The sequence below is a fragment of the Paenibacillus sp. P4_A7 genome, assembly GCF_056402455.1.
This window is the reverse complement of record NZ_JBFUHJ010000597.1, coordinates 1-2,880: the sequence shown is the minus strand read 5'-3', so window position 1 is coordinate 2,880 and position 2,880 is coordinate 1. Positions and strand designations below refer to the sequence as shown.

The window sequence follows — 2,880 nt, the reverse complement described above, 5'->3', positions numbered from 1 at the left end:
TGTCAAAAAACATGTGAGATCGTTATCGCCTTCGTCAATCGATATCCAGGCAACAGGTCGATCACAACTGGTAAGCCACTCGCTGACCAAGGAAGTTTTACCGAAGCCAGCGGAGGCTGAGATGACGGTCAGTTTGCGGTGTAAACCCTCGTTCAGCTGCTCGATCAGACGAGGGCGGCTAACCATTTTTAACCGAAGTGGTGGGTTATATAGTTTAGTCATTAGAATTGGAGTGGTCATAGATGAATTATAATAATCTCCGTCCTACACAGTCAATAAAGAGTCAGGTGGGTGCGAACACAAACTCTACTTCATTTCGGTTTTGATACAAGTACCAATACTTGTCGGCGATCAGATCCGGATCATAAAATGTCCCTTTGGACACGTACCCCCCAATGGTAACTGTACCTACATAGACATTTTGCGGCTTCAATTCTTCGGCTAATGCATACACCAGTGAACGAACAGCAAACTGCTGTTTTTGAAATGGCTGCCGCGTTGTAAAGTAATACATCCAGCGTACCGTGCTGCTCCTGAATGACCTGGAATGCTGCTTCGATTGACTCCTGGTTCGCTGCATCCGCCGTAACGGTGTATGTCTCGATTGCTTGTTCTTCGAGCTCGCTTGCAAGCACATCTAGCGAACATGAACTGCTGAATCTGATCCAAGAAATCCAGAAAAAGGACCAAGGAAACCTAACGGTATCCTTGGTCCCTTGGTCCTATGTCGTTGCTTCCCCTATAATATAAAGCGACAATAAAAGACAATTTATCTGAAATCTAACGTTTGTTGACTAAGAAATTATGTTTGTTAACTAGAAGTTAGTCCCCTTTCTTTTATATAATACAGTAAAGAAAGCGGTTTCAATAAATTCATAAAATGAATAAAGGAGTTAAAACTATGAGCGCAAAATCAGAGCCACTCAAAAAATCAAAGCGCTTTCAACTTAGAAAGCAAGATTTTGAGTTAACTCTCCTGGCGATACCAACAACAATTTGGTACATCTTATTCTGTTTCTTGCCCATGTTCGGTGTTATTATCTCTTTTAAAAATTTTAAAATTAGCGGGGGCTTCCTTAGTAATGTGTTCAACAGCCCTTGGGTTGGTTTTAAAAACTTTGAATTTCTATTCAAGTCCAATGATGCTTGGATCATTATCCGCAATACAATCGGCTACAACATAATCTTTATTATTCTCGGCATTGTACTTCCCGTGGCGTTCGCCCTTATGATTGGACTTCTTCATAATAAAAAGGCGGGGAAAGTATACCAAACGATGATGTTCCTTCCTTACTTCCTGTCATGGGTCATCGTCTCCGCAGTAGGTTGGGCATTCTTCAGCTTTGACAAAGGAATTCTCAATCAACTTTTAGGCAATCTTGGATTAGAATCTATAAACTGGTACATGGAACCGCAATATTGGCCTTATATTCTTATTCTCTTGAATGTTTGGAAGGGTATCGGTTATGGCATGATTATTTATTTGGCAACGATTACAGGTATCGACAGTACCTACTACGAAGCTGCTGTAATTGACGGCGCTTCCATCTGGCAGCAAATCCGTTTCATTACGCTCCCATTACTTAAGCTTGTAATCGTCATGATGTTCATCCTTTCAGTTGGCCGAATATTCTACACCGACTTCGGACTATTTTATCAGGTCACTCGTGATTCAAACTCCTTGTTTGAGGTGGCCACAACGATTGACGTATTAGTATACAAACAATTGAAAACCGCTACACTAGGAATGGCGTCTGCAGCTGCATTTGTCCAATCCGTACTTGGTTGTATTACTATTTTAACGGCCAATTGGATTGTCAAAAAAATTGACTCTGATAGCGCAATGATATAGGAGGTGTAAGAATGGCAGGAAAAACATATGAGTCCGGACTTGATAAATTCAATCGAGTAGGTAAAGGCGTCAATATTCTTTTTAACTTGTTCTTCATTCTTGTAGCACTTGGCTGCGTCATCCCCGTGCTTGTCGTATTATCGATATCACTGACGCATGAATCCTACATTCGGGAAACGGGCTATAGTATCATTCCAATGGTTTTATCGCTGGATGCTTACGCTTTTATCGCCAAGCAAGGAACGATCATTTTGAATGCCCTAGGTATATCCGTACTCGTAACAGGTGTCGGAACTGTACTAGGTGTACTACTAACGACTTCGATGGGCTATGTTCTCTCACGTCCATCTTACAAGTTTAAAACCTTTATGACTTGGCTCGTTTTTATTCCGATGATTTTCAACGGCGGTCTCGTTTCCAGCTACTTCATTAATACTAATTTACTAGGATTRAAAGATAGCATTTGGGCACTTATTTTACCGCTTGCGGTTTCATCCTTTAACGTCATCATTTGCAAAACTTTTTTCAGAAGTACAATTCCTGATGGTCTGATTGAATCAGCTGAAATTGATGGAGCGAGTCAATTCCGAATCTTCTTCTCCATCATTCTGCCAATTTCATTACCCGTTCTTGCGACAATTGGCTTATTCCTTTGCTTCGGCTACTGGAATGACTGGTTCCAATCTATGCTATATATCTATAACCCAAATTTGTACTCCTTGCAGGCATTGCTTAACAACTTAATGACCAATGTCGACGCACTAGCGAGAAATGCTTCAACCATAGGTATCAGCGCAGCAGAGCTGGTAGCAACGATGMCTAAGGAATCTGCTCGTATGGCAATTGGTATTCTCATCGTCTTGCCTGTTGCTTGTGCTTACCCATTCTTCCAGAGATATTTTATTTCTGGACTTACGATTGGTGCCGTCAAAGGCTAATTACGAAGTAGGCCAGATCCATTCTGGTTTATGATATGCCGTTCACATTTTGTGAAATGGCGCAAAAACATACTTTTATAGGGGGATTTC

3 protein-coding genes are annotated in these 2,880 nt (G+C 41.2%); 2 read left to right on the top strand and 1 reads right to left on the bottom strand.

Going from position 1 to position 2,880, the window contains the following annotated elements:
• Nucleotides 1-362: 362 nt before the first annotated feature.
• Nucleotides 363-635 (bottom strand): SDR family NAD(P)-dependent oxidoreductase, encoded by a 273-nt coding sequence (locus AC1DWN_RS31600; protein ID WP_477562813.1) that lies wholly within the window; start codon nt 633-635, stop codon nt 363-365.
• A 266-nt stretch (nt 636-901) separates the two neighbouring features.
• On the opposite strand from AC1DWN_RS31600, the gene AC1DWN_RS31595 reads away from it, so the two are divergent.
• Together AC1DWN_RS31595 and AC1DWN_RS31590 are read left to right on the top strand one after the other, a co-directional pair.
• Complete coding sequence (locus tag AC1DWN_RS31595; RefSeq protein WP_477562812.1) at nt 902-1,852, top strand: ABC transporter permease; 951 nt, start codon at nt 902-904, stop codon at nt 1,850-1,852.
• An 11-nt stretch (nt 1,853-1,863) separates the two neighbouring features.
• Nucleotides 1,864-2,790: a carbohydrate ABC transporter permease gene (locus tag AC1DWN_RS31590; protein WP_477562811.1), complete on the top strand. Its 927-nt coding sequence runs from the start codon at nt 1,864-1,866 to the stop codon at nt 2,788-2,790.
• Nucleotides 2,791-2,880 lie beyond the last annotated feature (90 nt).

What these genes read in the sequence shown, in the direction of transcription:
- AC1DWN_RS31595 (WP_477562812.1), top strand. Translation starts at nt 902, where the DNA reads ATGAGCGCAAAATCAGAGCCACTCAAAAAATCAAAGCGCTTTCAACTT.